Below are 23,849 nucleotides of genomic sequence, written 5' to 3'. Positions count from 1 at the left end.
AAGGCTAGCGCCACGATGCCCCTCTATTCCCGCCGAGCGTCTCTGATCATCGCGGCCAGCGCCGCCTTCGTCGCGACTGCGCCTCCGGCCCAGGCGCGCGAGCGCGTTTTCGACATATCCGCGCAGCCCGCTGCAGACGGCATAAGGGTCTTTTCACGGCAGTCCGGTATCCAGGTGCTCGCCGCCGGGGCGGTCGTTCAGGGCAAGTCGACCGGGCCCGTGGAAGGGCGGCTCGAGGTTCGCGCCGCGCTCGACCGCCTGCTGGCCGGCTCGGGCATCACCGTGCTGTCCTTCGACGGATCCGTGGTCGTGCTCGCGGCGGATGACACTCCGGCGGGAACCGAGGCACCCAGCCCGATCGTCGTGACCGGCTCGCGCCTGCCGCAGGTCCAGGCGAAATCCGCCATGCCGGTGCGGCGGGTCGACATGGCCGAAGCCGCGCGGTTCGGCCGCAACTCGGCCTACGACGTGCTGATCGCCGAACCTTCGATCGCCGCCGGGATCGGACTGGGCAACGCTTTCGGCCAAGGGTGGGATGCGGGTGTCTCTTCGGTCTCGCTGCGTAATCTCGGGGCCAACCGCAGCCTGACGCTGATCGACGGCATGCGCCGCGTGTCGGGCTCGGCGCGGTCGTCCGCGGTCGACATCACCATGATCCCCGCGGCGATGATCGAGCGGATCGAGGTCATCACCGGCGGCGCCACCGCGATTTACGGCGCTGACGCGGTCACCGGCGCGATCAACATCGTCACGCGGCAGAAGCTCGACCGACTCGAGCTGTCCCTGTCGCAAGGCCTCGCGGAACGCGGCGATGCGCGCGAAAGCACGCTGTCGCTGGCGACGGGGACGAGCTTTGCCGATGGCCGCGGGTCCATCGCCATTGGCGGCACCTATTCGGACATCGCGCCGCTCGACTATGCGCAGCGCTATCGCACCTACCTGCGCAGCGTCGCCAATCCTGCCAATACCGGCGCCAACGACGGCATACCTGACCAGATCACCGCGCCCGACTTCCGGCAGATCTACTATGCCTATCAGCCCAGCTTCTTTTTCGATGGCCGCTCCTATCTCGTTGAGAACGGCACACCGCGCCCTGCGGCCTATGAGCAATCGCTCTATCCGGGCCAGTTCAGCTACGGCAACGGCGGCGACGGCCGTAACCTGCGCGATGCCGATCAATTGCGTGGCGGGCTCCGCTCACTCGCGGTGATTGGTCACGTCGAATATTCGCCCTCCGACCGCCTGACCTATCGTGCCTATGCCGATTTCGGCGTGTCCCAGAATCGCGGGACGGCCAGCTTTCCGCGACCGCGCGACGACAGCCGGCCGATCTGGTTCGACGGTGCCGGCGGCTCCACGGCCAGGCTCGACAATCCCTTTCTCCCCGCGGGTCTGCGCCGGTTCATGCTGGACAATGGCCTGACCACGCTCGCGATCGAGCGCACCTTCGGCAATTTCCCGATTATGCGCGAGTATCACCATCGGCACAGCCTCACGATCGGACAGTCGCTTGAGGGCGAACTCGGCGCCGGAATGCGCTGGAGCGCGTTCCAGCAGTTCGGGCGCACGACCGACGACGTGCGGACCACCGACATTCCGGTGATGTCGCACTGGCTCGCCGCGCGCGACGTTGTTGCCGATCCCGTGACCGGCCTGCCGGCCTGCCGCGACACGGTGGCGCGGCGCGCCGGCTGCGTTCCGTTGAACGTGTTCGGCGACGACCGTCCTTCGCCTGCGCTCGCCAGTTACGTGCTAGGGACCCGCAGGGAGCGGCGTGTCAATGGCCAGCAGATCTGGGGCATGAACGCGAGCGGGAGCCCGATCGCCCTGCCTGCTGGCCGGCTGGGGCTAGTGTTCGGTGCCGAGTACCGCCGCGAGACGCTGCAAACGCGCGACGATCCGCTCGCCCGGAGCGAATTCACCTACGGCGGCTCGGGCTACACGGTTCATCCCGATCTCGACGCCGAATTCGACGTCTGGGAGCTCTACGGCGAGGCCAAGGCGCCGCTGTTGCGCGGACGGCCTTTTGCAGAGAGCCTCGATCTCGAGGGCGCCTTTCGTCTGTCGAAATACACCGCCGTGGGGACCACGGGGACCTGGAAGCTCGGCGGCACTTGGTCGCCGGTGCGCGGCCTGCTGCTGCGTGCCATGCGCTCGCGCAGTGTCCGCGTGCCCAATTTCGGCGAACTCTACGAAGTTCCCGTTCAGAAGCAAGCGGGCTCGATCACGGACCCCTGCGAAGCTGCGGACTATTACCAGAGCGACACGCGTTCGGCGAACTGTCGGGCGCTGGGTATCCTGGTGCCGCTCGGCGACTTCAAGGTCGGTCCGATCATCACCACCCAGGGCAACCGCGATCTCCGCCCGGAAACCTCGAACAGCCTGACCCTGGGTGCTGTGCTGCGCCCGGCTTTCCTACCGGGGGCCGAACTGACGATCGACTATTGGGACATCGGCATCCGCGAGGCGGTCACGCAGTTCGACTATACGACCATACTCGATCTCTGCGTCGATCTGCCGACGATCGCCAACCTGTTCTGCGATGCCGTTTCGCGCGATCCCTCCGACGGCCGGGTGACGGCGATCTCGACCCAGCAGGTAAACGCGGCGAGGATGACGGCCCGCGGGATCGATCTCGGTCTGTCGGTTCAGCGAGGGCTGGGGCTTGGACGGCTCAAGCTCGACCTGCAGGGCACCTACCTGCTGCGGCACATGGTCCTGAGCATGCCGGGCTTCGGTGCGGGCAATGTCCGCTACGACGGCGACTGGGAGCATCCGCGCTTTCGCGGCAATGCGCAGATCGCCTGGAATGCCGGGCCTTTCGGCGCGGCGCTCAACCTGCGCTTCATCAGCGCCGGGCGCTATGCGATAAACGCGGAGTCCGACGAGGTCTACGACCGCAATAGGCTGCAGCCTTATCTCTATGCCGACATCTCCTTCTCGCACGAGATCGGCGAGGCACTCGTGGCCTCCTTCGGTGTGCGAAACCTGTCCGATCTCCGCCCACCGCAGGTCTATCCGGTCTACAAGGACACCACGTTGTACGATCAGGTCGGGCGATACCTCTTCACCACGATTGCGTTGCGCATTTAGGAGCGCCGCTGCGAAACAGAACGAAGAGCGTCCCCAAGCCGAGATTATGGCCGATTGAGGCCGACACCGCCGACAATGCGATCGCTCCAAGAAAAGTCCTCCGTGTGGAAGACCTTGCCAATCCAAGTGGTCGCCTGATCACATCGTCCCGACGGGTCTCCACGCTCCGCCCGTCGGCGGCACCGGTCATTTCGCCGCACTGCTCTATGTCTGGTCGTCCGTTGCTGCTGAGCGCACATGGTCCTTGGCCATTAGCGACCCGGGTCAAGGGCATCTAAGGTCCCCTCGCTACGCCCACCGATGTGGCGGGGGGATTTCGCCGACCAACCGGCGGATCGCGACCCTTTCGCTAGACGATCGCCGGCAGCTTCTCGAGATGCTTGTCGAGCGTGATCGGATAGTCGCGCACGCGCACGCCCGTAGCGTTGTAGACCGCATTGGCGATCGCCGCGCCGACGCCGCAGATCCCGAGTTCACCGACGCCCTTGGCCTTCATCGGCGAGGACTTGTCGTCGGGATAGTCGAGGAAGATCACCTCCTGGTGCGGTATGTCGGCGTGGACCGGCACCTCGTAGCTCGCGAGGTCGTGGTTGACGAAGAAGCCGAAACGCGTGTCGACGGCGAGCTCTTCCATCAGCGCCGCGCCCGCGCCCATCGTCATGGCGCCGATCACTTGGCTGCGTGCCGATTTCGGATTGATGATCCGGCCCGCGTCGCAGACCGCCAGCATCCGGCGGATGCGCGTTTCGCCTGTGTAAACGTCGACGCCGACCTCGACGAAGTGCCCCGCGAAGGTCGACTGCTGGTACTCCTTGTCGAGCGTGCCGTACTCGATGCCGTCCTCTGCCGTGAGCGGTCCAGCCTGCGCGAGCGGCAGTGAGCGGTTGCCGGCGCTGACCTTCCCATCGGCGAAGGTCACTTCGCCTGCGTTGAAGCCGAGCTTTTGGGCCACGGTCTCGCGAAGCTTGACGCAGGCCGCATAGAGCCCCGCGGTCGCATTGTTCGCGCCCCACTGGCCACCCGATCCGGCCGAGGCCGGAAAGTCGCTGTCGCCGAGCTTGACCGCGACGTCGCGGAGCGGAACCCCGAGCATCTCGGCTGCGGTCTGCGCGAGGATGGTGTAGGTGCCGGTGCCGATGTCGGTCATGTCGGTCTCGACCGTCAGCTTGCCGTCGCCGCCGAGCTTGATCCGCGCTGCCGACTTTTGCAGCAGGTTGTTGCGGAAGCCGACCGCCATGCCCAGGCCAACCAACCAGTCGCCGTCGCGCACTTGCGCAGGCTTGGCCTGGCGACGTGACCAGCCGAACCGGTCGGCGCCCGTGCGCAGGCATTCGACGAGGTGGCGCTGCGAGAAGCGACGCTCGGGCTTGGCCGGATCGACCAGGGTGTCGTTTACGATGCGCAACTCGACCGGATCCATGGCGAGCTTCTCGGCCAGTTCGTCCATCGCCATTTCGAGCGCCATCAGCCCCGGCGCCTCGCCCGGCGCGCGCATGGCATTGCCTTCGGGCAGGTCAGTGACCGCGAGCTTGAGCCAGTATTCGCGATTGGGCGCGGCGTAGACCAGCTTGGTCTGCTGGACCGCGACTTCGGGGCCGCCATCGGGCAGGTTGCTGCTCGTGCTCGAATGGTGGATCGCCGTCAGCCTGCCGTCGCGCGTGGCGCCGAGTTTGACGTGCTGGATCGTCGCGGGGCGATGGGTCGAATTGTTGATCATCAGCGGGCGCTGCATCGCGACCTTGACCGGGCGACCGGCCTTCTTGGCGCCGAGCGCCGCGAGGACGGCATCGGCGCGTACGAACAGCTTGCCGCCGAAGCCGCCGCCGATGAACGGAGAATCGATCCGCAGGTTCTCGGGCTTGATCGACAGGATCTTGGCCAGCGAGGCTTTCGACCAGGCGATCATCTGGTTCGAGGTCCAGACCGTCAGCTTCTCGCCTTCCCAGGCAGCGATCGTCGCGAAAGGCTCCATCATCGCATGGCTTTCGCCGGGCGTCTTATAGGTCTGGTCGACCGTGACCGGGGCCTTGGCGAAGGCGCCGGCGAAATCACCGACGCGTTCGATGTCCTGCGGGTTCGGCGCCTCGTCGTCGATCGGCTCGTAGGACGCCGTGAGCGCGGCCTTGGCCAGGTCGAACCGACCGTCCGAACGCGCATAGCTCGTGCGGATCAGGCTCGCCGCGGCGCGGGCCTGCTCGAAGCTTTCGGCCACCACAAGGGCGATCGCCTGGTGATAATGCGCCACCTCGCTACCGCCGAACAGATGCGCGACGTTCATCTTGCCGAGCGGCAGCGGCTTGGCATGTTCGAGCGTCGTCACGAGCGCGAGCACGCCCGGTGCTTGCTCGGCTTCGCGCGTATCCATGCTGGAAATGCGGCCCTTCGCGATCCCCGCGCCGACGATGTAGCCATAGGCCTGTTTGGGCACGACGTCGTGGCGCTCATAGGCGTAGGATGCGGTGCCGGTGGTCTTCAGCGGGCCGTCGATGCGATCTGTCGGCCGTCCCACGACCTTGAGTTGGTCGATCGGGTTGGTGCCTGCGGGCGTGTCGAATTTCATCGTTTAGGCTTTCGCTTGCGCAATCACCGCGGCGAGCGTGCGCTCGGCCAGCGGGATCTTGAACCGGTTGTCCTCGGTCGGACGGGCCTCGGCAAAAACGCGGGGGGCGACCGCCCGCGCACCGTCGGGAAGCGCGGCTTCGGCGGCTTCTATTCGCCAGGGTCTGGGCGCCACGCCGCCGAAAGCGACGCGGCCCGTGCCGTCACGCTGGATCACTGCGGCAACCGAGACGAGCGCGAAGGCATAGGAGGCGCGGTCCCGAACCTTGCGGTAGAGGTGCCGGCCGCCGAGCGGCTTGGGCAGGGTGACCGCGGTGATGAGTTCGCCGGCTTCAAGCGCGGTATCGCGCTGCGGATTGTCGCCGGGGAGTCGGTGGAAATCAGCGATCGGGATCGCACGCGTGCGGCCGTCGGCGGCCACGGTTTCGACCGTGGCGTCGAGCACGCGCAGGGCGACAGCCATATCGCCAGGGTAGGTCGCGATGCACTGGTCCGAGGTGCCGATGATCGCGAGCTGGCGCGAGTAGCCGCCGAGCGCCGCGCAGCCCGAACCTGGCTTGCGCTTGTTGCAGGCCTGGTTGGTGTCGTAGAAATAGGGGCAGCGCGTGCGCTGGAGCAGGTTTCCTGCCGTCGTCGCCTTGTTGCGCAGCTGGCCGCTGGCACCCGCGACGATCGCGCGGGTCAGGACAGCGTAATCGCGCCGTACCCGCGCGTCGGCAGCCAACGTCGTGTTGGTGACGAGCGCGCCGATCCGCAGGCCGCCGTTGTCGGTAGCAGCGATCGTGTCGAGCTTGAGATCCTGAACGTCGACGAGATGCTGGGGGGTCTCGATCTCGAGCTTCATCAGATCGAGCAGGTTGGTGCCGCCGGCGAGGAACTTGGCACCGGCCTGCCGTGCGACCGCCGCCGCGGCCTGGGCGGGCGAGGTGGCTCTTTCGTAAGTGAACGCTTTCATGCCTTGCTCCCCGCCACTTCGGTCATGGCCTCGAGAATGTTCGAATAGGCCCCGCAGCGGCACAGGTTGCCGCTCATCCGTTCGCGCATCTCGGCATTGGTGGCTTTGGGCTTGGCGCCGATGTCCGCCTGGACGTGGCTCGGAATCCCCGCTTCGATTTCCTGCAGCACGGCCACGGCCGAGCATATCTGGCCCGGCGTGCAATAGCCGCACTGATAGCCGTCGTGCTTGACGAAGGCGGCCTGCATTCGATGGAGCTTTCCGGGGTTTCCGAGGCCCTCGATCGTGGTGACCTCGTCGCCGACATGCTGAACCGCCAGCGACAGGCACGAATTGATCCGCGTGCCATTCACGAGCACCGTGCAAGCGCCGCACTGGCCGTGATCGCAGCCCTTCTTCGTACCCGTGAGCTTCAGGTGCTCACGCAACAGGTCGAGCAGGGTCGTGCGGGTATCGACCTCGAGATCGTGAGGCCGCTTGTTGACCGTCAACGAGACCTTTGCCATCGGAGGCGGCGCAGATGTCGCTCGCGTCCGAGCTTCCGCCGCAGCCGGAAGCGTAACGGCTGCCGCCGAAGTCATGCCGCCGACCAGCACTGTGCGGCGCGAGGTTGGAAAACCGTCATGGGCGTCCATAAAAGTCCTTTGAGGCTCCACCGCACTGCCGGGGCGTGCCCAGCGGATGCAGAGGTTGGCGTTCGCTGCCACGGATACAACGCACGGGCAGCGCTTTTGATCTCATGCCTGCGATGGCATGAAATCATGTAGTCCGTTCATGAATGTCTGAGTGCCTGGGGCTTGCATCGGTGGCGATGTGCCGAGCTACGCGATAATGATCGACGGGATTAGCCCATGGAAATCGCACGCGGCTATGTCTATCATTCATGAATGCACCGCGACGCGCTGAACGACCTGGCTGCTTTCATGGTCGTCGCCGAAGAGAAGAGCTTCACCCGTGCCGCCTCCAAACTCGGCACCTCGCAATCGACGCTGAGCCATACGATGCGGCGCCTCGAAAGCCGGCTCGGCGTGCGCTTGCTGATGCGAACGACCCGCAGCGTAGCGCCTACGGAGGCCGGCGAGCGCCTGCTCGGCACGCTGCGCCCCGCGCTCGACAGCATCGACGCCGAACTGACCGGGCTCAGCGAGTTCCGTGACAAGCCGGCGGGCACGATCCGGATCACGGCGACGCGTCACGCCATCAAGACCGTGCTGTGGCCGGTACTCGAGGACTTCCTGCCTCGCTATCCCGATATCCACGTCGAACTCGACGTCAACTCGGGCTTTGCCGACATCGTCAGCCAGCGCTTCGATGCCGGCATCCGTCTGGGCGAAGCGCTCGCCAAGGACATGATCGCGGTGCCGATCGGGCCCGGACTGCGCATGGCCGTCGTTGGTTCGCCGGGCTACTTCGCGGCGCACCCGCCGCCGCGAACGCCGCAGGATCTCGCTGCGCACAACTGCATCAACCTGCGCCTCAGCACGGCCGGCGGGTTCTATGCCTGGGAACTCGATCAGCCCGATCGCGGAATCCGGGTTCGGGTCGACGGACAACTCGCCTTCAACGACATCGAGATGGTCGCCGAGGCGGCCGAAGCCGGGCTCGGTCTAGGCTTCGTGATGGAAGACGCGGTTGCCGAGGCTATCGCGGACGGCAGGCTGGTGCGGGCGCTCGAAGACTGGTGCGCGCCGTTCGCCGGATACTACCTCTACTATGCGAGCCGGCGTCAGCCTTCAGCAGCGTTCAGGCTGCTCGTGGAAGCGCTTCGTCGACGAGCCTAGCTCCGCGGAGTGATCGGCATGCATCCCGCGACAGAGAGCGCATGCCGGAGATCACCATGTTATCGCGGTGCGTTGCCGAGCCGAGTGCGCAGCGTCACGCCGAACAGTCGGGGTTCGCCCAGCGAGACGAGCGTGACGCCGTACTCGCCGCTCACCGATGCGGTATTGAGAAAGTCCTTGTCGAAGAGGTTGCGGGCCCAGAGCGAGACGTCCCAGCGACCATCGGGATCCCGCAAGCCCAGATGCGCGCCGAACAGGGCGTAGCCCGGGATCTGCGCGAATGGATCGAGATTTACCGTCGCGTTGAACGTCGAGCGATAGCTCGCGTCAGCGCCCACATAGAACTCGGCGGAACCGACCGTTCGAACATATTCGGCCGAGCCTGACAGCGACCACTTGGGCGTGCCGGCGGCCCGCTGTCCCGAAAGGTCCACAACGGCGAGGTAGGAGTTCAGATATTGGGCCGGAGCATTGGTGTAGTTCTGGTATGTCGCATCGTTGAACGTGCCTGCGAAAGTCAGAGTCAGCCCTTCCGTGGGTGTCGCGCGAGCGTCGATCTCCACACCGCGTGAGCGCAGTCCGCCGACGTTCGCGATATAGGAGACGTTGGGTGTAACGGCCCGGTTGACGAAGTTGGCCTGGTAGTTGTCCACCTCGGTCCAGAACAGTGCCAGGTTGAATTCCGCAGCGCCGTCGAACAGGCGGCTCTTGAGGCCTAACTCGAAGGCATCGACCTTTTCCGGCCGGACGAAGATGTCGATGCCCGGTTGCTGACGGACGAGATTGATGCCCGGCGACTTGTAGCCGCGCGAGTAGCTCGCATAGGTGTGAACCGCGTCGGTCACGTCGTAGGCGAGCACGAAAGTACCCGAAACGTTGTCGACCTTGCGCTTAGCTGTGTAGCTTGAGGTCGGTGCCAGCGAATCCCGGCGTGCCGCGATCGCGGCCTGAAGCGCTGCCGGAAAGCTTTCGATCGGAGCGGCGTTGCCTCTCAGACTGGCGTCGTAGAGCCCGGTCTTGCTCTCATAGGTATAGCGCAGCCCGCCCGTGAGATGGAGCACCTGCGACAGGTTCCAGGTGGCCTGGCCGTAAGCGGCGTAGCTCTTGGTTGCCGGAACGACGTGGGCATAGGCCTCGAGCCCCGTCAGGGCGTTAGCGGGCAGGACGAGGCCGGCTCCGACGCCGCTGGTGATGCGGTTTGGCACGGCCGTCGGCGTATTGCCGGTGACTAGCCAGCCCACCGCGTCGCGGCCATAGACCTGGCGCGAGGCATCGTCGGCTTCCTGCCAGAAGTAGTAGAGACCGGCGGTGTAATCGATCGTGGCGCCGCCGGGCGACGCGAGCCGCAACTCCTGGCTGAACTGCTGCTGGTCGGTTTCGACCACGCTGTTGACCACGATGTTCGCCCCGAACTGGTCGCCGTCGTAGTTGGGGACCCATTTCCAGTTGCGATAGGCGGTGATCGAGGTGAGCGTGAATGGCCCCGCGTCCCAATCGGCCCGCGCCTGGAAGCCATAGCTCGGCATTTCGTCGTACTGCGAGGAATCTATGTCGGTCTGGCGATCGAACGGATCGACCGAGCCGGGCACATAGCCGACATCGGCTGCCCGGCGATAGAAGCCGCGTACTTCGGTGCCGTTGCCGAGCACCGTGGGCAGGACGTTGCCGATCGACTGGAAGCCGACATCGCCCTTCTGGATGCTGTAGTCGGCGATGAAGCGGAGCTTGAAGCGATCGTCGGGCTTCCACAGCAGGTCGAACCGCGCCGAGTGATTGTCGAGGTTGTCCCAGTCCTGATTGTACCGCGTGTTGCGGATGATGCCGCCGCGCGTGGTCCGCTGATAGGTCGCGCGAAAGGCCAGGTGATCGTTCAGCGCGGCGTTCAGGCTCAGGTTGCCGCGGAAATAGTCGCGGTTGCCATAGGTCGCTTCCCCGCGGACTTCCGTGGCGAAGATCGGCTCGCGCGTGCGGATGTCGATGGCGCCCGCAACGGTGTTCTTGCCGAACAGCGTACCTTGGGGCCCACGCAGGAGCTGGATACTCTCGATGTCGACGAGATCTGTGATGACGGAGCCCGTGCGCGGCCGGTAGACCCCGTCCACGTAGATACCGACGCCCTGCTCGAGACCGTCGTTGGTGCCGCCCGAATTGGTGCCGATGCCGCGGATGGTGATCGTCTGATTGCGTCCGCTGAAGCCCTGGATGTTGAGGCTGGGAAGCTGCTGCACGACCTGCTTGAGATTGAACGCGCCCTGCTGCGAAATCTGCTCGCCGGGCAGCGCGGTGATGGCGATCGGCACGCGTTGCGCGCTCTCGTTGCGATAACGGGCGGTGACTACGATATCGCCGACCGGAGCGCTATCGGCTGCGATTTCATTTGCCTCTGCGGCGAAGGCCGGGTGACTTGCGAGCGCTGTCGCAAGTGCAATCGAAGACGCCAGGATGCGCGGCGACGGTCCTAGAAATCGTGTGAAGATCATGAGTATGTCCAGATGAAAGCTGCCCGATATGGCTCTTTCGTTGGACATGCCGGCTCGAACAATCGAGTTGATCTTATAGCGACGCCAGTTCTTCAAACATTTACTTTGGAAATATATCTATTCAACCTTCAGCTGGAAGTGCGGGCGGTCGAACGCACCCACCGGCGGAGGCTCGCCCTCGAACCGCCGGATGCCCACCAAGCAGGTCTGCGCCGCGCAGCCTTGCGAAAGGCTTGATGCCGCCCGGTCGAGCGTCAGCGTGTTGGGGTTGCCGTGGCGATCGAGGTCTCCCTCCGGATCGAACCACGCGCCGGTCGCGAGCCGGGCCACGCCTGGCATGATAGCGTCGCTCAGCCGCGCTCCGGCCAGGCAGCGACCGCGATCGTTGAACAGTTCGACGACGTCACCATCGGCGATGCCAAGCTTTGCGGCATCCGTACGATTGAGATGGACAGGTTCGCGTCCGGCGATCTTGCCGGCACGGCTGTACGGCGTCGGATCGAGTTGACCGTGAAGTCGGCGTTCGGGTTGGTCCGACAGCAGGTGGAAAGGGTAGCGATCGGCTAGCTCGTGCCCCAGCCATTCGTAGGGTTCGAGCCAGACCGGATGGCCCGGACAATCGGGCAGTTGCCAGCCCGCGATGCGTTCCGAGAATATCTCGATCTTGCCCGACGGCGTGGCCAGTTGATGGGCGATCGGATCGCGGCGGAAATCGGCGTGCATGACGTGCGGCGCATCATGCGGCGACAGATCTATCAGGCCATCGTCCCAGAACCGTTCGAAGTCGGGCAGGTCGATCCCTTGGGCGGCCACCTTGCGGCGGCTTTCCTCGTAGATGCGAGCGAGCCAGCCACGCGGGTCGAGCCCTTCGGTAAAGTCCTCGTTGACCCCGAGCCGCTGGGCGAGATCGGCGAAGATCGCGAAATCGTCGCGCGCTTCGCCGATGGGCGGCATGGCTTGGCGCATGGCGATGTAGAGACCCTCGCGCGTGGCGAAGCCGATGTCGTCGCGTTCTAGGCTCGTCGTCGCCGGCAGGACGATGTCGGCATGCCGGGCGACCGGGTTCCAGTATTGCTCGTTGACGATGACCGTATCGGGCTTCGCCCAGGCCTTGCGCAGGCGCCCCAGGTCCTGGTGATGATGAAACGGATTGCCGCCCGCCCAGTGGACCAGCCGGATATCCGGATAGGTATGAACGCCGCCGTTGTAGCGGAACTCCTCTCCGGGATGGAGCAGCATGTCGGACAGGCGCGCGCAGGGAATGAAGGCGCGTACGGGGTTGGTACCCTGCGGCATGACCGGGCTGGGCAGGCGCGGATGGCTGCTGCCCATGACGTTCATCGCGCCGTAGCCGATGCCATAGCCGCCGCCGGGCAAGCCGATCTGCCCGACCATGGCCGCCAGCGCGACGAGCGCCCAGAACGGCTGCTCGCCATGGGCCGCGCGTTGCAGGGCCCAGGCGGCGTTGAGCATGGTGCGATACGAAAGCAGGTCGCTGCCCAGCGCGGCGATGCGTTCGGCGGGTACGGTCGTGATCTGCTCGGCCCAGGCGGGGGTCTTGGCGACGCCGTCGACCTTGCCCACGAGATAGGCCCGAAAGCGATCGAAGCCGACGGTGTGGCTGTCGAGGAACCCGCGATCGAAGCGGGGATCGTGGAGCACGACCCAGGCGAGCGCCAGGATCATCGCCGTATCGGTATTGGGCGGGATCGGGATCCACTCGCCGGCATCGCCATCGCCCAGGTTGTCGCCGACGGGCCCGATGTTGATGATCCGCGCGCCGGCCTCGCGCAGCCGACGCAGGCCGCCACGCGCGCGGTGCCGGCCAGCCCCGCTCGACGATACGCGCGTGTTCTTGAGCGGCACGCCGCCGAAGCCCACGAACAGCTCGGTATGCTTTTCAAGCACGTCCCAACTCGTGTGCGAGGCGTTGCTCTCGTCCATATTGGCGACGATGTGCGGCATCAGCACGCGTCCCGCGCCAAGGCTGTAGCTGTCGACGCTGCGCACATAGCCGCCGATGTGGTTGTAGAACCGATGCAATTGCCCGACGGCGTGATGGAAACGGCCGGCGCTGGCCCAGCCGTAGGAGCCGCCGAAGATGGCCTCGTTGCCGTGCTGATCACGCACACGCGCGATCTCGGACGCAGTGAGGTCTAGCGCCGTATCCCAATCGACCTCGACGAAAGGCTCTTCGCCGCGGCCTTCGTTGCGCCCAGGGCCATGGTCCAGCCAGCCGCGACGCACTGCGGGGCGGCGGACGCGCAGGCGCGTGACAGAGGGATCGAGCTGATCCAGCCCGATAGGATTGGGATCGGGATCCGAGGAAAGCGAGGTCAGCGAGGGTGCCTCTCCCACATGCGACGGCGTTACCTCGTAGACACCCCAATGCGCTGCGCTGAAATGGCTCTCGCTCATGCGAAGCTCCGGTCGAAGCCGGTGCTTACCTCGACCCGCTTGGCGAGGACGCCCGCGCGAAGATATCGATCGGCGGTTTGCTGTTCGGCGGCGATCACTGCATCGTCGATCGGCACGGGTTGCCGGTCCGAGCGGCCCGTTGTGATCGCCAGGATGTCGAGCGGCAGTCCCGTGTCGCGGTGCATGAGCTGGCGATAGCCGGGTTCGTTCTCGTGAGCCCATTGCCAGCCCGTGTAGAGCCGGTCGTGATAGTCCTTCAACAAGGCGCGCTTCTCGGCGATCGCGCCATCGCGCGCGAACATGAAGCTGTAACCGGGCACCAGGTCCTGCTTGCCTTTCAGAATGCGGGCGCCCTCCCTTTCGGCGAGCGCCGCGTTGGGGTCCCATATGGCCCAGGCGTCTACTGCTCCGCTATGCAGTGCGGCGCGCCCGTCAGACGGGGTGAGGAATGCGAAGCGGACCGCGTCGTAAGGCTGGTCGTAGGCCTCCAGCACCGCAAGAACGTGGTTGTGACTGATCGAGCCCCGCGGCGTGGCGATGGTCTTGCCGGCAAGGCCGCCAAGATCCCGGATCGGGGAATCCCCCCGCACCACGATGACGGGGCCGAGGCCTGTCGTTTCCTGCGCCCCGATCGCCTTGATCGTCGCGCCCGATCCGATCGCAAAGATGAACGCGGAATCGCCGCCGATGCCGGTGTCGATCGCGCCCGCGTTCAAGGCCTCGAGCAAGGGCGCGGCATTGGGAAACTGCGACCAGACGATCTCGTAAGGCGTGCCGGCAAGTTTGCCGGCCCCTTCCAGGACGATGCGCGATCCGCCGCGCTGATCCCCGGCGAACAGCTTGCCGGACCGGTCGCCGGAACTCGGACCCGCCTTGCCGCAGCTCGCGAGCGCCGCGCTTGCCATCAAAGCCAGCGCAGACCTTCGATCAAGAGACGGGAAGCCAGTCTTGCCATATGCCATTGGAACTCAGCCGCGATGTTTGATGGAACGCCTAGCTCCTAGGGCAGGGCCTGGGTGCAGTGGAAACGAGGGCTGCTCATAACGGCTTTGGCACTGGCGATAGGCCGGGCGAAACGACACATCGCCGATGTACTTGGACGGGCGGACGAGGCGCGTTGCCCCCTGGTCCGTATCGTCATTTGAGTTCGAGCCGTACTTCGCCGAGACTTCCCGAATAGGGGCGGCGGGCGGCTTCGTCCCCGCTGACGGGCGAGCCACGATCGCGTCCGATGTCGAAGCTTTCGGCGAAGGAACCGACGCTGGTCGGATATTGCTGGACCGCCACCGCGCCGACCTGCTTGCCATCGACGAACAGTCGTACCGTGCCCGCTGCCGGCTTGCTGAAGATCGGCAAACGCGGAACTCCGCCTGCTGCCGGCGTGAACTCGAAACCGACCTTGGCCGCGCCGGCGGGCAGGGCAACACTGGAAACGACGCGGTCGCGCTTCTGGCCGAAGGCATTGTTCTCGAACACCAGGCGCCCCTCGCTGGTATAGAGCACGAAACCGCCGAGCCGGCCGCCCTGCGCGATCAGGGCGCCGCTGCCGGTTGAGGCGCCGTCCTTGATGTCGACTTCGAAGCGGTGCGCCTGTCCGCCGAGATCGGGCAAGGCGGTGGCTTGCAACGGACCGATGTCCGGGCGGAACGTGAAGCTGCGCCGCGCGGTATCGACTATAGCCGGGGCGTTCAGCGGGATCGGCAGCAGCGGAAACACGCCGTTGCGCTGTCCTTCGCGGACGAATTCGGCCTTCAGCTCTTCGAGCTTCGCGGGATTCGTCTGAGCCAGGTCGTTGGCCTCGCTGAAGTCCTTGGCGACGTTGTAGAGTTCCCAGCGATCGGTCGCGGTGTCGTCGCCGAAGGCGCGGGGCAGGTTCTCGAGCAGTTGCCAGGGGGCGAACTTGCGCTTGGCCGCGGCGACCCAGCCGTCCTTGTAGATCGCGCGGTTTCCGAAGATCTCGAAATACTGCTCGGTGTGTTTCTCGGGTGCGGCCGGATTGGTGAAGCTCGCGACCAGGCTCTTGCCCTCGAAGGGCACCTGGCGAACGCCGTCGACTTCCTCGGGGAAGCCGATGCCGGCGGCGTCGAGGATGGTCGGGGCGATGTCGTTGACGTGGCCGAACTGCGAGCGGACCTTGCCGGGCTGTGCGGTGTGGCCGGGCCAGTTGACGATCAGCGGGTTACGCGTACCGCCGAAGTGCGAGGCGGCCTGTTTGACCCACTGGAACGGCGTGGTCGTCGTCCAGGCCCAGCCGGCCGAGAAGTGGTTGGACAGTTCAGGGCCACCGAACTTGTCGATATTGGCGAGCTGTGTCGCGACATCGTGTGGGGCGCCGCTGGCCGACCCACCTTCATTGGCGATCGAACCTTGCACACCGCCTTCGGCGCTGCCGCCGTTGTCACCGACGACGTAGAGCACGAGCAGGTTCTCGCCGCCCGGCCGCGCGCGCAGCGTCTCGACGAGTCGCCCGACTTCGGCATCGGTTTCCTCGAGGAAGGCCGAGAACACCTCCATCTGTCGCGCATAGAGCCGGCGCTCGTCGTCGGACAAGCTCGACCAGGCGGGCAGGCCCTCGGGGCGCGGGGTCAGCTTGGTATCGGCGGGGACGACGCCGAGCCGCTTCTGGCGGGCGAAGGCTTCCTCGCGGTACCGGTCCCAGCCGCCGTCGAAGCGGCCCTTGTTGCGCGCGATCCATTCCTGAGAGACGTGGTGCGGGGTGTGCGTCGCGCCGGGCGCGAAGTAGACGAAATAGGGCTTCTTCGCCGCGACGGCGGCGTGATCGTCGACCCAGGCGACGGTCTTGTCGACGAGGTCGGTGGTCAGGTGATAGCCCTGCTCGGGCGTCGCCGGCGGTTCGATCGGCGTGGTGTCGTTGTAGAGGTGCGGCTCCCACTGGTTGTCCTCGCCCCCCTGGAAACCATAGAAATGATCGAAGCCGAGCCGCGTCGGCCAGCGGTCGAACGGCCCCGCGGCGGTTACTTCCCAGCGCGGCGTATTGTGCCACTTGCCGATCGCCGCTGTCGAATAGCCGTTGAGCTGGAGGATGCGCGCGATCGAGGCGGTTTTGCGCTTCCAGTTCGAATTGTAGGCGGGGAAGCCCGCGGCGACGTCGGCCAGGTTGCCGAAGCCGACCTGGTGGTGGTTGCGCCCCGTCAGCAGCGCCGCGCGCGTCGGCGAACAGATCGCCGTGGTGTGGAAGCGGTTGTAGCGCAGACCGTTCGCCGCCAGCCCGTCGAGATGCGGCGTGCGCGCCCCGCCGCCGAAGGTCGAGGTCGCGGCGAAGCCGACGTCGTCGAGCAGGATCAGCAGGACGTTGGGCGCGGCCTTCGGCGCCTCGGGCGGCTTGGGAAAGGCCGGGATCGACTGCGCCATCGTCGGCCCGAGCTTGCCGGTGAAGCCTTCGACCCCGCCGGGGGCCTCCTGGGCGATCGAGGGAGTGGCGAGCGCCGAAGCACAGAGCAGCACCACGGCAAGTGACAGGCGAGTCATGGGGTATCTCCCGAGAGGGGCTTGGTGGGCAGTTGGTCGCTTATGGGCGGTATGAAGCACCGTCGGGGATGATCACGCCGACGCGCTGCGCATAGGCCTGCCAGCGCTCGGACAGCGCCTTGAGCCGCTGCGGGTCCTGGCTCGATAGGTCCTGCGTTTCGCCCGGATCGCGGGCGAGATCGAACAGGCGCCAGGTGCCGTCGCCGATGTCGGTGATCTTCCAGTCGCCCTGGCGCAGCGAGCGCGAGCCGAACAGCTCGGTGCCTAGGCTCTCGTCCGCGGCATAGACCGTAGGCGCCTTCGCTTCGAGATAGGGCCGCCAGCTGTGGCCGGTGATCGGCTTGAGCGCTTCGCCCGTGGCGCTCTTGGCGCGCGGGCTGACGCCGGCGAAGTCGAGGATCGTCGGCACCACGTCGGTGACGTGGGTGAAGGCGCCCGCGACCTGACCCTGCCGGGCAGCGCCCGGGGCGTTGATGAACGAGACCGTCCTTGTGCCGCCCTCGGTCGCATAGCCCTTGATCAGCCAGCGCGGGGCCGTGGCGGCCTGCGCCCAGCCGGGGCCATAGGTGACGTAGGAGCTCGCCGCGCCGCGGTTGTCAAAGCTGTTGTCGGCCTCGGCAATGCGCGCGCCGAGCAGCTGTTTGCCGGTCGTCTCGCCGTCGAGCCCTTCGGCACCGTTGTCGGCAAGGAACAGGACGATCGTGTTGTCGAGCTCGCCCGTCTTGCGCAGCGTCTCGATGACGCGGCCGACATTCTGGTCGAGGCGATCGACCATCGCGGCGTAGATCTCCATGTCGCGGCTGGCGTTTCGCTTCTGCTCGGCCGTCAGCGCATCCCAGCCGCCCGCAGGCGCCTTGACCGAATGGGCGAGTGTGCCCGGCGCGACCAGGCCGAGCTCTTCCTGCCGCTTGAGCCGGCGGGCGCGTAGCACGTCGAAGCCTTCGTCATAGCGGCCGCGATAGCGCGCGATGTCGGCCGCCGGTGCCTGCAGCGGCCAATGCGGGGCGGTGAAGGTCAGCAGTGCGAAAAAGGGTTTGCTGCTTTCCGACGGTTGCTTGGCCGTCTGAAGCTGGTCGATAAGCCGATCGGCGAAATAGTCGGACGAGTAGAAGGTCGCGGGCAGGCTCGAGATAACCTGGCCGTCCTGCGAATAGGTGTAGCCCTTGGCTGGATCGACCGAGAGGCCCAGGCCGAAATGGTTGTGGCCGCCGTGGAGCAGGGCGAAGCTTTGCCGGAAGCCGCGCGCGTGCGGATCCTGGTCGGGCTTGAGGCCGAGGTGCCACTTGCCCGAGAACAAGGTGCGATAGCCGCCAGTCGACAGTCGCTCGGCCACGGTTGCCACGTCGCTTCGCAGGTAGCCTTCGTGCCCGGGCTTGCCCCTCTGGTTGGCAGCCATGCCCTCGGCCATCGAGCCAAGGCCGGCGACGTGGCTGTCGCTGCCGGTGAGCAACATCGAGCGCGTCGGCGAGCAGGTTGGGGCCGTGTGGAAATCGGTCAGCCGCACGCCCTGCAACGCCAGCTTGTCGAGGTTGGGCGTCGCGATCTCACCGCCGAAAGCGCCGATGTCCGAGAAGCCGAGATCGTCGGCGACGATTACCAGGAAGTTGGGGCGCTTGGCAGCTTCGGCCAAGGCCGGGGCGCTGGTGCTCGCCAGGAGTGTGGCGGCCAGGACGGCGTTGCGGAGAACATGCTTCATCGGTCTGCTTTCGCGGAGAGCTGGGAAAGGCCGCGTCCCGGCTTGGGCGCCGGGACGCGGGAGTTTGTGAAGGGGCAGAAGGGACAGAAAATCAGCCTCTTCGCAGGACCATCAGAGCTTGGTGCGCAGCGTGACACCGAGCGTGCGTGGCTCGCCGACCTGGCCTGTGACGGCGCCGGTGTTGCCCGGCGAGAGGCTCAGGTAGTAGTCCTTGTCGAACAGGTTCTTCACCCAGAACGAGACGTCGATCAGCCCGTCATCGGTGCGCAGGCCGATGCGCGCGTTGGCCAGGCCGAAGGCCGGGATCTGCGCCCAAGCCGAATTGCTCGACGAGGTGTTGAACGACGAGCGGTGTGAATAGTCGGCATGGCCGTAGAGCGTGAGCTCACGTCCGCCGAGTTCGCCCAGCGGCAGGTTGGCGTCGGCACCCAGGGTGTAGGTGAACTTCGGCACGCCCGCGAGCGGCGCGCCCGAAAGGTCTTGGATCTGCGAGATGTTCAGCCGTTCGGGCGCCTGCGGTGCGTTCTTGAAATCGATGTACTTCGCATCGGCATAGGCGATCGAGGCGTTGAAGCTGAAGTACTCGACAGGCGCGACGTTCAGGTCGGCCTCGAACCCGCGCGAACGCACCTTGGGGATGTTGGTGATGTACTGACGGTAGTTGACCGTGTTGGCGATCTGTTCGGTGATCGAGGTCTGATAGTCGCTGATATCGGTCTGGTAGAGCGCGCCGTTGAAGGTCACGCGGTTGTCGAGGAACTGCGACTTGAAGCCGAGTTCGAAGGCGTCGACCTTCTCCGGGGCAACCCGGGCCTGTGCTGCGGTAAAGCCGGTGGGCAGGTTGGTCAGGTTGATGCCACCCGACTTGTTGCCGCGCGAGTAGCTGCCGTAGAGCAGAACCTGCGGCGCGATCTTCCAGCTCAACGAGACGAGGCCCGAGACGCTGTCGTCCGAGAAGGCGGTCGAATAGCTGACGATCGGGTTGAACTGGCTGCGGATCGCGGTCGCGGCGGCGGTCAACGCCGGCACGGACGCGAGATCGCGGCCCGTCACCCACCACTGATTGTAGGAGCCGTCCTTCTTCTCGTGCGTATAGCGCAGGCCGCCGGTCAGGGTCAGCGCCTCGGTGATCTTCCAGTCCAGCTGGCCGAAGGCGGCGAGCGACTTGGTCCGGGGATCAGAAGTCGAATTCGCCTCGAACCCGTCGAGCGCCAAGTCCCAGGCCGCGAGTGGTACCGCCGCGCCGGGCGCGCGGTTCCACAGGCCGGCGGCCGGGCCATAGGCCGACTTGCCGTAGCCGCGGATGATCTGCCAGAAATAGTAGCCGCCGACGACGTAGCTCAGCGGGCCGTCACCGTCCGAAGCGAGCCGAATTTCCTGGCTGAACTGGCGCTGGCGGTTCGACTGCTGCGCTTTGGTGATCACTGGGTGGAGCGTCGAATCGCCGTCGTTGGCGGGGTTCCAGTCCCACCAGCGATAGGCGGTGATCGCGGTCAGCTTGGAGCCGCCGAGATCCCAGTCGAGCTGGCCCGAAACGCCGTAGCCGTCCATGTTCGACTGGTAGTGGCCATCCGCCTGGCCGATCCGATCGAAGGCATTGAAGCTCGGCACGATCGAGTTGGAGAAGCGAGCGAGGCGGTCGAGCAGGTTGTTCGGAATGACCGCGCCGTTCTCGTAGGTCGTGTGGTTTTCGGTGAACAGGTTCATCACGAAGTTCTGGCGCTGCTTCGAATAGTCGCCGATGATCCGGACTTCGACGTCGCTGCTCGGCGTGAACAGCAATTGGCCGCGCACACTGGCGTTGTAGTAGTCCTGCGCGCGTTCCTTCTGGGTGATGTTGTAGAGGAAACCGCGCCGCTCGGTGAGCGCGCCGCTGACGCGCACCGCGAGCAGGTCCGAGATCAACGGCGCCGAGGCCGAGCCGCGGACCTGGTAGTAGCCATAGTCGCCGACCGAAGCCTCGGCCGAGAGTTCGGGATCGAAGCTGGGCTTGCGGCTGGTGATGTTGATCACGCCCGAAGTGGTGTTCTTGCCGAACAGCGTGCCCTGCGGGCCGCGCAGGACCTCGATCTGCTGGAGATCGACGAGGTCGAACTGCGAAAGGCCGACGCGGCCGTAATAGACGTTGTCGATGTAGAAACCGACGCCGTTCTCGAGCCCGTCGTTGGTCAGGGCGACGTTGCTGCCCAGGCCGCGGATGTTGATGTTGGTGTTGCGCGGATTGAAGCTGAACACCTGCAGGCTGGGCACCTGCTGCTGGATCTGGCCGAGCGTATAGTCGCCGCGCCGTTCGAGCGAGGCAGCGCTGACTACGCTGAGCGCGATCGGTACGTCCTGCGCCTTTTCTTCACGCCGGCGCGAACCGGTAACGACGATCGCTGCGCCGCCCGCGGCGTCGGCGGCCTCGTCGGCGATGGCGGTCGATGCCTCGTCTTCATGGGCCTCGGCCGCATTGGCGGTCAGGGCGGAAGCGAAGAGGGCAAGGCCGCTCGAGGCAAGGGCGAGATGGCGGAGCGTGCGTGACGAATAAGACAAGTGCGAAGTTCCTGAGCTGAAGAAAAAGGGCAAGCCTCTCAGGCCTGCGGAGGATGCCGCTCGGCCAACGGGCATGGGAAAACAGCGCGCTGGTGGCGCGCATCTTGCGAAGGGATAGGATTACGGGACGCGGCGCGTCGCGCGGACGGCCGCGGGGAACGGTGGAGGGCAAACCTGCAGGCCCGTTCGGCGCCAGCCTGGTCGCGCGCATCGCGCCGCGTCCCGCCCCCGTGCTATTTCATGCTGAAACACATGCGCATCGCATCACCTCTCATCGTGGAGGGAACACGAGGCCTGGCGTTGTCGCCCGAAGCATCGCGCGCTTTAGCTGTTGGTAACGCGGAGCAAGCTGCTTCCCGATCAAAAGCCGCGGACCAGGTACCGGAATTGCACGGCGGGCCTGGCCTCCCGATCCGTGCGGTGTAAAGTCTACTTATTGGGTTGACTATGGTTGGGTCAAGCCAAGGTTTTCTTTCGGAGGGGCAAGCGCCGATAGGCATGCGGTGCTTAGCATGCGAACAAAGCCGATGTTTGCGCATGGAAACAGCAAGCGGAGCTTGGCTGTATATCGCGCAGAAGCGGCGAAACAGCGGGCCTCCGAAGACTAACGGGATCGCTTGCCGACGAAAGCTGCTCAATTTCATTTGGATAGATCAGATCAGTGGGAACCGGTGGTCTTCCGGGGCTCTTCTATGCGGACTTCCCGAGGAGATGCCCCATGGCCAAGACGCCCAAGCCCCAATCCCAGCAAGCCCCTGCTGCGGCGCGCGACGCCAGCCTCGGCAACGGCGGCGAGACCCACCAGCATATTCCGCATGACGGCGGCCATCGCGATGCAGATGCGCACCTGACAACCAACCAGGGCATTCGTGTCAGCGACAACCAGAACAGCCTCAAGGCCGGTGCGCGCGGGCCGACCTTGCTCGAGGATTTCGTTCTGCGCGAGAAGATCTTCCACTTCGATCACGAGCGTATCCCCGAGCGTATCGTCCACGCGCGCGGTTCGGCTGCGCACGGCGTGTTCGAATGCACGAAGGCGATCCCAGAACTCACCAAGGCGGCACCGTTCCAGGAGATTGGCAAGCAGACTCCGCTGTTCACCCGCTTCTCGACTGTGGCGGGTGGAGCCGGTTCGGTCGATACGCCGCGCGACGTGCGCGGCTTCGCGGTCAAGTTCTACACCGAGGAAGGCAACTGGGATCTGGTCGGGAACAACATCCCGGTGTTCTTCATCCAGGATGCGATGAAGTTCCCCGATCTGGTTCACGCGGTGAAAATGGAGTCCGATCGCGGCTATCCGCAGGCGGCCTCGGCACACGATACCTTCTGGGACTTCGTCTCGCTGATGCCCGAGACCATGCACATGATCATGTGGGCCATGTCCGATCGCACGATCCCGCGTTCGCTGCGCACTATCGAGGGCTTCGGGGTCAACACCTTCCGGCTGATTAACGCCAAGGGCGAGCACAAGTTCGTCAAGTTTCACTGGAAGCCCGTGCTCGGTCTCCAATCGACCACTTGGGACGAGGCCGTGAAGATCGCCGGCGCCGATCCCGATTTCCATCGCCGCGACCTGTTCGAGGCGATCGCTGCGGGCGATTTTCCGGCTTGGGACCTTGGCTTGCAGGTCTTCGATGAGGCTTGGGCGGTGAAGCAGGACTTCGACGTGCTCGACGCGACCAAGCTGATCCCGGAGGAACTGATCCCGGTCGAGATCGTCGGTCGCATGACCTTGAACCGTAATCCCGACAACTTCTTTGCCGAGACCGAGCAGGTCGCCTTCTGTCCGGCCAATGTCGTGCCCGGCATCGACTTCTCGAACGACCCGCTGCTCCAGGGCCGACTGTTCTCCTATCTCGACACCCAGCTCAAGCGCCTGGGCAGCACCAATTTCCACCAGCTGCCGATCAACGCGCCCAAGTGCCCGATGCACAATTTCCAGCGCGACGGGCACATGCAGACGCAGGTGCCCAAGGGCCGCGCCAACTACGAGCCCAACAGCCTGTCCGAAATCGGCGAACCCGGTGGCCCGCGCGAATGCCCGGAGACCGGCTTTACCAGCCTCACGATCAATGACGAGCGCAACGACGGTGGCGACAAGCTGCGCATCCGGCCTGAACTCTTCGCGGACCACTACAGCCACGCGCGGCTGTTCTACCGCTCGCAGACCGAGATAGAGCAGGCACATATCGCCAGCGCCTTGACCTTCGAGCTGTCGAAGGTCGCGCTCGAACATGTCCGCACGCGCGTGCTTTCGCGCTTGCGCAATATCGACGAGGATCTTGCGCAGCGCGTCGCAGACGGGCTCGCGATGCCGCTGCCCAAGGCGGCGCCGGCGGCGAAGGGTCCGATCGATATGAAGCCGAGCCCGGCTTTGTCGATCGTCGGGCAAGGCCAGCCGCCGCTGACGGGTCGCAAGGTCGGGCTTCTCTTCGCCGAAGGTTCGGACAAGGCGATGATCGACAAGCTCAAGGGGGAGATCGAGAAGGCGGGCGGCACGGTGTTCCTGGTCGCGCCCAAGATCGGCGAGCTCAAGCTCAAGGGCGGCACGCTCAAGGCCGACGGCCAGCTCGCAGGATCGCCTTCGGTGTTGTTCGACGCGATCGCTTCGATCCTCATGCCTGACCAGGCCGAACAGCTCGCGCGCGATGGCGCGGCCGTGCAGTGGTTCATGGACGCCTTTGGTCATTGCAAGACGATCGGTCATTGCCCGGGCACGCAGGTCATCCTCGACAAGGCCGGGGTCGAACCGGACGAGGGTGTCGTGCCGATCGAGAGTTTCGCCAAGATCGCACCGGCACGACATTGGGATCGCGAACCCAAGGTGCGCATGCTGGCCTGAT

12 protein-coding genes are annotated in these 23,849 nt (G+C 65.5%); 3 read left to right on the top strand and 9 right to left on the bottom strand.

Annotation, left to right across the window (positions count from 1 at the left end; translation table 11 throughout):
• Nucleotides 1-15: 15 nt before the first annotated feature.
• A complete protein-coding gene (locus WG901_RS19955; RefSeq protein WP_339588882.1) occupies nucleotides 16-3,093 on the top strand; it encodes a TonB-dependent receptor in 3,078 nt (1,025 codons plus the stop codon).
• Nucleotides 3,094-3,442: 349 nt separating this feature from the next.
• On the opposite strand, the gene paoC is transcribed toward WG901_RS19955, so the two are convergent.
• Genes paoC through paoA form a run of 3 tightly spaced genes read right to left on the bottom strand, consistent with a single transcriptional unit; the run spans nucleotide 3,443 to nucleotide 7,242 of the window.
• Nucleotides 3,443-5,653, bottom strand: a complete 2,211-nt coding sequence (paoC, locus tag WG901_RS19950; protein WP_339588881.1) for an aldehyde oxidoreductase molybdenum-binding subunit PaoC — start codon at nucleotides 5,651-5,653, stop codon at nucleotides 3,443-3,445.
• Nucleotides 5,654-5,656: 3 nt separating this feature from the next.
• A complete protein-coding gene (locus tag WG901_RS19945) occupies nucleotides 5,657-6,607 on the bottom strand; it encodes an FAD binding domain-containing protein (RefSeq protein WP_339588880.1) in 951 nt (316 codons plus the stop codon).
• A complete protein-coding gene (gene paoA / locus WG901_RS19940) occupies nucleotides 6,604-7,242 on the bottom strand; it encodes an aldehyde dehydrogenase iron-sulfur subunit PaoA (RefSeq protein WP_339588879.1) in 639 nt (212 codons plus the stop codon). Before paoA ends, WG901_RS19945 begins: the two co-directional genes overlap by 4 nt.
• A 252-nt stretch (nucleotides 7,243-7,494) precedes the next feature.
• Here paoA and WG901_RS19935 point away from each other — a divergent pair, with 252 nt between their 5' ends.
• Nucleotides 7,495-8,388 (top strand): LysR family transcriptional regulator, encoded by an 894-nt coding sequence (locus tag WG901_RS19935; protein ID WP_339588878.1) that lies wholly within the window; start codon nucleotides 7,495-7,497, stop codon nucleotides 8,386-8,388.
• 59 nt (nucleotides 8,389-8,447) lie between these two features.
• Here the strand turns inward: WG901_RS19935 and WG901_RS19930 are convergent, their stop codons facing one another.
• From WG901_RS19930 to WG901_RS19905, 6 genes are all read right to left on the bottom strand, one after another.
• Nucleotides 8,448-10,688, bottom strand: a complete 2,241-nt coding sequence (locus WG901_RS19930; protein WP_339588877.1) for a TonB-dependent receptor — start codon at nucleotides 10,686-10,688, stop codon at nucleotides 8,448-8,450.
• Nucleotides 10,689-10,985: 297 nt separating this feature from the next.
• Nucleotides 10,986-13,286 (bottom strand): molybdopterin-dependent oxidoreductase, encoded by a 2,301-nt coding sequence (locus WG901_RS19925; RefSeq protein ID WP_339588876.1) that lies wholly within the window; start codon nucleotides 13,284-13,286, stop codon nucleotides 10,986-10,988.
• A complete protein-coding gene (locus WG901_RS19920) occupies nucleotides 13,283-14,191 on the bottom strand; it encodes an ABC transporter substrate-binding protein (RefSeq protein WP_339588875.1) in 909 nt (302 codons plus the stop codon). Before WG901_RS19920 ends, WG901_RS19925 begins: the two co-directional genes overlap by 4 nt.
• Before the next feature lie 232 nt (nucleotides 14,192-14,423).
• Nucleotides 14,424-16,775 (bottom strand): arylsulfatase, encoded by a 2,352-nt coding sequence (locus WG901_RS19915; RefSeq protein ID WP_339588874.1) that lies wholly within the window; start codon nucleotides 16,773-16,775, stop codon nucleotides 14,424-14,426.
• A 40-nt stretch (nucleotides 16,776-16,815) separates the two neighbouring features.
• Nucleotides 16,816-18,471: an arylsulfatase gene (locus WG901_RS19910; RefSeq protein ID WP_339588873.1), complete on the bottom strand. Its 1,656-nt coding sequence runs from the start codon at nucleotides 18,469-18,471 to the stop codon at nucleotides 16,816-16,818.
• Between the two features lie 111 nt (nucleotides 18,472-18,582).
• The gene (locus tag WG901_RS19905) at nucleotides 18,583-21,006 is read right to left on the bottom strand and encodes a TonB-dependent receptor (protein WP_339588872.1); all 2,424 of its coding nucleotides are present in this window, start codon (nucleotides 21,004-21,006) and stop codon (nucleotides 18,583-18,585) included.
• Nucleotides 21,007-21,724: 718 nt separating this feature from the next.
• Here WG901_RS19905 and WG901_RS19900 point away from each other — a divergent pair.
• On the top strand, nucleotides 21,725-23,848 hold the full coding sequence (locus WG901_RS19900; protein WP_339588871.1) for a catalase: 2,124 nt from the start codon (nucleotides 21,725-21,727) through the stop codon (nucleotides 23,846-23,848).
• Nucleotide 23,849: the final 1 nt, after the last annotated feature.

This window comes from Novosphingobium anseongense, from assembly GCF_037482895.1.
GTDB lineage: Bacteria > Pseudomonadota > Alphaproteobacteria > Sphingomonadales > Sphingomonadaceae > Novosphingobium > Novosphingobium anseongense.
The sequence above is the reverse complement of the archived record's forward strand: the minus strand, read 5'-3'. Positions and strand labels throughout refer to the sequence as shown.